A 6,962-nucleotide genomic window follows, 5' to 3' on the forward strand; every position below is an offset into this window, starting at 1 on the left:
CACTTTTTTAAAAAGTACCCAATCATATAGTCTCTTTGAGATTATTTTCATTTCTCTTGCCAATCTTCTGAAATTACTTTATTGATAAGCACGTGTTTTTGATCGTCCACGCAACGATCAATAGGGAACTAAAAGCCCTAAATCCGAGCGTACAATTGAGCCTACTTTTGTGGGTATCCCGGAATTCCGGGAGTTTTTGCTATGTCCAGGTGCTTTAAGCACTAAAAGCAAAAAAACTGACTCGGATTCAGTACTTTTAGACTCCCGGAATACCAATGCGAGGGCGCTCGCAACCGGAGGGGGGCTTGAAGTGCAAACCAAAAATCCAAATTTTATCGACATTCTGATAGGCAAAAGAATCCGCCACAGACGCATTTCAATGAGCCTTTCCCAAAAAGAATTAGGAAGCCATTTAGGTGTTAGTTTTCAACAAATCCAAAAATACGAAAAAGGCTTCAATCGTGTAAGCGCAGGATGTTTACTCAAAATCGCCCAAAAACTGGAAGTTCCTATAAGCTTTTTTTATGCAGACATTGCTACAAAAGAAGATATCTCAACAAAAGAAAATACCCCACTCCGTGATCAAGAAACCTATAGCGAAAAAGAACACACTCTTTTGAAAAACTTTAGAGACCTCCAGCCAAAAAAACAAAAAGCAATCTTGTGGTTGATTTCTGATTAGGAAAAAGAGCAACAATTAACATACCCCCGCCTAAAGTTTCCCATACCTGATATCACCATACCCCCAAGAGTGATGTTTTATGGCATATAAGATAATTCACACTATAGCTTGTTTTCTGTTTCCATTGCCTTAGAAAGCCAAGCTGATTGAGGATTAGCAGCTGAGTTTTTAAGTTTGACTATTCGTAGCAAAGCGGAGTTAAACAAAAATGACATTATCGCTCAAAACCATGCCCCCTATTGAGTTTACGAGACGGTAGAACAGTGTCAAGAAAACAAAGCCCCGAAAAAAAAACAAAAATATGAGCGGTTAAGTAAAAATCAAAAATTGAATCTATAACGTTGAAAGAGCTGCTCTATGTTGGATTATCTCCACGTCCTCTAAACCTCAGAAAAATGATTTAAAACATTTGTTTCGTTGATGAGCCAATCATTGAGAACGAATAATAGACAAAGAACGGTTCACCAATATCCTGATAGCCAATAAACAGAATAATCCACTCAATCCAGAAAGAAGGAACAATTTTCCAGCCGAAGTGTGACCTAAAACAAACGCTCCAACAAACGGCGCCACCAACATCGCTAAATTTTGTATAGACTGCACCCATCCGGAAGCCAATCCAATCTGTTCATTGAAATTGCTTACCAGATAAACATTAGAAGATATGGAAAAGTAAGCGCTAACCATTCCAATAAGGAAAAAACAAAGCAACAAAGTCTCAATACGGAGTAAATCAAAGTAAAAAAAGCACACTGAGATCATGACAAAACCAATCATTGTTGACATTGCCGGCATTAACAACTCCGATATTTTGCCTGTAAGGGGTTTATGCTTTGATTGTTTCACACGCCAAAACCCATAGAGAAAATTACCAATCGCTGAAGCAGATACCAGCATTCCAAGAGTCTGTTTATTCATTTTCATTGTGCCGAGAATAACGGGCAACTGATTATTCACCATAAAGACCATGGCAAAATACACAAACACCACCGCCACATAGGCATACCAAGCTGTCCCATAAAGCCTCTGCTGTACTTGCGTGGTATTCGCTTTTTTTATTCTTAGCGACGAGACAGGTTGTGCACCAAGAAAACAAAACACGATAAAGCCTAGCAATGTCAAAAAACCAGAAAATAATAAAGTATATGTATCTGATAAAAGTACAGACAGAGCACTCCCCAAAGCAGGTCCTATCATCTTTGCTGCGCTATTGATCATGTTAAGCACAGAATAGTAACGAGTCCGTCCGTGTTCAGGCACAGAATTTGCACTAAGAACGGAAATTGCAGGCATGGCTAGACTGTTGAATGTCGCTCGAATAACTGCCAGTATAATAAATCCTTGCAGACTCGTCGCCAGCAATAAACCGACAGTACATAGCGCCCGTAACAGCAGTGACGCCCGCAACCAATGGATCATAGAACGGTGGACTTACCAACATTCCAATTGGCTTCGACAGAACGATACCAGGGAATAATGTTGCCGCTCCAATAAAAGCGACATCATATTGATTAGCTTTCCAAGTGAACACAGATACGGTCAAAATCACGATATAATCAATCCAGCCCCCAAATGACACCATACCATTACCCAGCAAAAGCACCAACAAGCGATTTTTTATTGCCCCACCTCTTTGCACCAAAACACGCCCCCCTCTTTTTCGTTAGCAATACTGATTGAACTATCAATTTTTTCTCACACCCTAAAAGCACCAACAACTTTCACGCAACAAAGCACCAACAAGCGATTTTTTATTGCCCCACCTCTTTGCACCAAAACACACTCCCCTCTTTTTTCGTTAGCAATACTGATTAGATGACAAATTTTTCCTCATACCCTAAAAGCACCAACAACTTTCACGCAACAAAGCACCAACAAGCGATTTTTTATTGCCCCACCTCTTTGCACCAAAACACACTCCCCTCTTTTTTCGTTAGCAATACTGATTGAACTATCAATTTTTCCTCACACCCTAAAAGCACCAACAACTTTCACGCAACAAAGCACCAACAAGCGATTTTTTATTGCCCCACCTCTTTGCACCAAAACAGACACCCCTCTTTTTTCGTTAGCAATACTGATTAGATGACTAATTTTTCCTCATACCCTAAAAGCACCAACAACTTTCACGCATCAAAGCACCAACAAGCGATTTTTTATTGCCCCATCTCTTTGCACCAAAACACGCACCCCTCTTTTTTCGTTAGCAATACTGATTAGATGACCAATTTTTCCTCATACCCTAAAAGCACCAACAACTTTCACGCAACAAAGCACCAACAAGCGATTTTTTATTGCCCCATCTCTTTGCACCAAAACACACTCCCCCTCTTTTTCGTTAGCAATACTGATTAGATGACCAATTTTTTCTCACACCCTAAAGGCACCAACAACTTTCACGCAACAAAGCACCAACAAGCGATTTTTTATTGCCCCACCTCTTTGCACCAAAACACGCACCCCTCTTTTTTCGTTAGCAATACTGATTAGATGATCAATTTTTCCTCATACCCTAAAAGCACCAACAACTTTCACGCAACAAAGCACCAACAAGCGATTTTTTATTGCCCCACCTCTTTGCACCAAAACACGCACCCCTCTTTTTTCGTTAGCAATACTGATTAGATGATCAATTTTTCCTCATACCCTAAAAGCATCAACGAATTTCACGCAACAAAGCACCAAAAGGCAATTTATAATTATCCATGGAAACCACTGGGGATAAGTCTTAGATATGTATTAAAACTTCCATCGTTGATTGAACTTAATCTGCGTCTTTGCGAATGACGACAATAACCAAGCCGTTAATCCAGCTCTTGAATCCATTGATATAGGATAATCCCGCGCGCCTTCCTTTAGCTCCCACACAAAAAAACGCTCTGAGCGTCCTCTTCTCAAGAGGAAGCCCCCTTTATTCTTCTTCATCACTTTTCTGTGGAGGAGGCGGTAAAATATAAGAGCCTGAAAGCCAACGATTAAGATCAATGGCTCGGCACCGTGTGGAACAAAAAGGATATGAAGATTTTTGTGACATTTGACCACAAATAGGACAAGGATGCGGAGGACGGGTCTCTTTTTGCAAATTTAGCTCTTTTTGTTCTTGGCGCACCTTTGTCTTCTGCTCGTTCATTAACTTTTCTTCTGTTCCTTTTTTTTCATTTTTTTTCTCTTTTTGTTGCTTTTCACCTTGCATTGAACTTGCCTTACAGTTTTTCTAATGCGTTTCTTCAGCCCAGTGAGTGAAAAGTGGATAGTGATAAGCGATCAAGAGATCGGCTGTTTCAGCCAAAGGCAATCCCACAACATTAGAATAAGATCCCCTGATATAGACAACAAAAGCACCGGCTTTTCCTTGGATAGCGTAGCCACCCGCTTTCCCTTGCCATTCTCCTGAAGCAAGGTAAGCCTTCATCATGGCAGAGGTTAAGCGTCTAAAACGGACACGACTTTCAACCAATTTTACGGTTATTTTTCCATGTTCATTGAGCGCACAAATAGCGCCATAGACCTTATGCGAACGCCCAGAAAGGTATCGTAAACATTCATAAGCCTCATCCTCGCTTTCTGGTTTGGGGAGAATGGTCCGCCCCACAGCCACCACCGTATCAGCCGCTAAGATAATCATTTTCTGTCCAGGTAATTTTTCTTGACCATTCTGCAACTCGTCTTGACCACTCTGACTGTACCAGCGCAAAATCTCTTGGGCTTTCAGCGCTTTTTCTTTTGCCAAACGTTTGGCAAGCTTTGCAGGATGTTCTTTTAATTTTGGTGTTTCATCAATATCACTTGCATAAACCTGCTGCGGATCAATCCCTATTTGTGCCAAGAGCGCTAAACGCCTTGGCGAAGCGGAGGCAAGCACCAAATGAATTTCTTCTGTAAGAGTATCTGCCAAACGTTTTTCCCCCCACTCTCTTATATTTCTCATTTCCACCCCTTCACAATTGACTTCCCTCTCACCCCCCTTTTACGCACCCCCTTTTACGCGGCCCCTTTTTAAGCACCCCCTTTTAAGCACCATTAATCTTCCTTATCCTTTTTTTGCATTGATTTTACAGTTTTTCAAGGACCTTCAAATACTTCCCTTTTTTCACTCATGAAAAGCAAACTAAAAAACTGTTAAAAAATAATAGAAATAATATGATAGCTTTTAGAAAAAAGCACAAGCCACCCACGAGGCTACTTATAGCGATATGTAATACGCCCTTTTGTCAAATCATAAGGTGTCATTTCCACCATGATTTTATCACCGGCCAACACCCGTATACGATTTTTCCGCATTCTACCAGCGGTATGGGCAATAATTTCATGATCATTTTCCAGTTTCACACGAAACATCGCGTTAGGTAAGAGTTCAGTAACGATACCAGAAAATTCTAAAACTTCTTCTTTTGACATAAACAAACATTTCCTTTACAGTGCACATATTTTGTTAAGCTGCGCGTTATTTCCAGCGTTCATACCCTATTTTCTTAAGTTTGTGAATAAAAATTCCACAAAAAGGGAAAGGTTTTTCAAGTTTACTCTCTCATGTTCTCAAAAAACATCACCTCACACCTTAAGAATCAAAACTTTCTCTCCACCAATTTTACCCGCTAATTTCCTTCAATTTTTATGATGATTTTGGTTTCAGTATGACAAGAAATTACGCTAATTTTTCCCCTAAAGCATTTTCCCAATACCTCTGACTAATCCCTCCACAACTTACAAACAATCCTCCTCCCTCCAACTTTTCCTCACCTTCCGCCTTCCACACCTTAAACATGCGCCCTTCAAATAAACACCACTCCCCACACCAAAAGCCCCCTCCTTTTTTCAAAACCTTGTCCATTCTTCACACACCATTCACAACATGCTTCACCGCCCCCCTCCACACTCTATGTATTCCCGTACACCCTTGCCCCATTTTCCCTCTCTCCACACATTTCCTCTAAGCCACTCCTTTCATTTATGTTGCTCTCCCTACCTTCGAAAACAGGATCCCCATACATTGCGTATCATTAACCACAACGCCCCTAACAACATAAAGCCTTTCCTTTTTCACGAATATACGTTTTCACGCTTTTACAGATTCACAGAATAAAGCCAAATGAAACTTCCACCCCACGCCGCTCTATAAACAATAGTATTAACCCAGCTTCTTGCCTAGCCAATCTCCCCCAAGCACTTCAGATCACCCACCCTCAAACGAGATTATTTCATCAAACGCGACAAAAAAATCCAGCCTAAAATATTCATCACACTCTAAAAAAACACGTTGATAAATTGATATGCCGGATATCACCACCCCTATAAGCTCCCCTTCTAATCATGATTTCGGAGCCGCGTGAGAGGGACAAAACAAGCCGTTAAGTTCTTGGGTCAAGGACGCCGTTAGGCGCCATGTAATGGTCTCCTTGACCTTAAGAACCTAGGATTGTTAGTCCCCTCATTAAACGCGGGTCTGATCTCATGATTTTGGTGAGCGTTCCGGAGAGTTTGAGAGGCGGAAAGCCTCTCATTAAAAAATAAAGTTTATAAATAAAAACTATTTTTATTTGCCAATCTTCTGAAATTACTTTATCACTTAAAGTGTAAGTTTGGTCGTATACGCAACGACCAATAGGGAGCTAAAAGCCCGAAAGCTTAATACATAAATTTATCCCGCATTGCGAGTATCCCGGAATTCCGGGAGATTTTGCTATGTCCAGGTGCGTTTCCGCACTAAAAGCAAAAAGCTGATTTAGGTTCAGTATTTTTGACTCCCGGAATACCAATGCGAGGGCGCTCGCAACCGGAGGGGGGCTTGAAGTGCAAACTAAAAATCCAAATTTTATCGATATTTTGATAGCAAAAAAACGCGATTTATAATCCATATTTCGCACTTTTTTAAAAAGTACCCAATCTTATAGTCTTTGAGATTATTTTGATTTTTCTTGCCAATCTCCTGAAATTACTTTATTGATAAGCACGTGTTTTTGATCGTCCACGCAACGATCAAATAGGGAGCTAAAAGCCCGAAAGCTTAATACATAAATTTATCCCGCATTGCGGGTATCCCGGAATTCCGGGAGATTTTGCTATGTCCAGGTGCGTTTCCGCACTAAAAGCAAAAAGCTGATTAAGCTCAGTACTTTTAGACTCCCGGAATACCAATGCGAGGGCGCTCGCAACCGGAGGGGGGCTTGAAGTGCAAACCAAAAATCCAAGTTTTATCGACATTTTGATAGGCAAAAGAATTCGTCAAAGAAGAATTGCCATGAGGCTTTCTCAAAAAGCATTAGGAAACTATTTAGGCGTC

General features: G+C 40.7%; 6 protein-coding genes and 1 pseudogene. 2 read left to right on the forward strand and 5 right to left on the reverse strand.

The genetic code is table 11. From position 1 onward, the window contains the following. The first annotated feature begins 310 nt into the window (after positions 1-310). Positions 311-682, forward strand: coding sequence for a helix-turn-helix domain-containing protein (locus ACFIKN_RS01910; RefSeq protein WP_375631426.1), 372 nt, complete (start codon positions 311-313; stop codon positions 680-682). 429 nt (positions 683-1,111) lie between these two features. Here the strand turns inward: ACFIKN_RS01910 and ACFIKN_RS01915 are convergent, their stop codons facing one another. The 5 genes from ACFIKN_RS01915 to ACFIKN_RS01935 form a co-directional block, all read right to left on the reverse strand. Then, complete coding sequence (locus tag ACFIKN_RS01915) at positions 1,112-2,101, reverse strand: MFS transporter (RefSeq protein ID WP_375657826.1); 990 nt, start codon at positions 2,099-2,101, stop codon at positions 1,112-1,114. A gap of 1,492 nt (positions 2,102-3,593) precedes the next feature. Beyond that, complete coding sequence (yacG, locus tag ACFIKN_RS01920; RefSeq protein WP_273790829.1) at positions 3,594-3,875, reverse strand: DNA gyrase inhibitor YacG; 282 nt, start codon at positions 3,873-3,875, stop codon at positions 3,594-3,596. 21 nt (positions 3,876-3,896) lie between these two features. Continuing rightward, positions 3,897-4,610, reverse strand: a complete 714-nt coding sequence (locus ACFIKN_RS01925) for a Maf family nucleotide pyrophosphatase (RefSeq protein WP_375657827.1) — start codon at positions 4,608-4,610, stop codon at positions 3,897-3,899. A gap of 251 nt (positions 4,611-4,861) precedes the next feature. Further along, positions 4,862-5,080 (reverse strand): translation initiation factor IF-1, encoded by a 219-nt coding sequence (gene infA / locus ACFIKN_RS01930; protein WP_004857577.1) that lies wholly within the window; start codon positions 5,078-5,080, stop codon positions 4,862-4,864. Positions 5,081-5,327: 247 nt separating this feature from the next. Further along, a complete protein-coding gene (locus ACFIKN_RS01935) occupies positions 5,328-5,513 on the reverse strand; it encodes a hypothetical protein (protein ID WP_375643503.1) in 186 nt (61 codons plus the stop codon). Positions 5,514-6,851: 1,338 nt separating this feature from the next. Between ACFIKN_RS01935 and ACFIKN_RS01940 the strand changes: the two are divergent. Further along, positions 6,852-6,962, forward strand: a pseudogene (locus tag ACFIKN_RS01940) (transcriptional regulator); the annotation flags it as partial.

The sequence above is a fragment of the Bartonella sp. CL436QHHD genome (genome assembly GCF_042195105.1).
Classification (GTDB): Bacteria; Pseudomonadota; Alphaproteobacteria; order Rhizobiales; family Rhizobiaceae; genus Bartonella.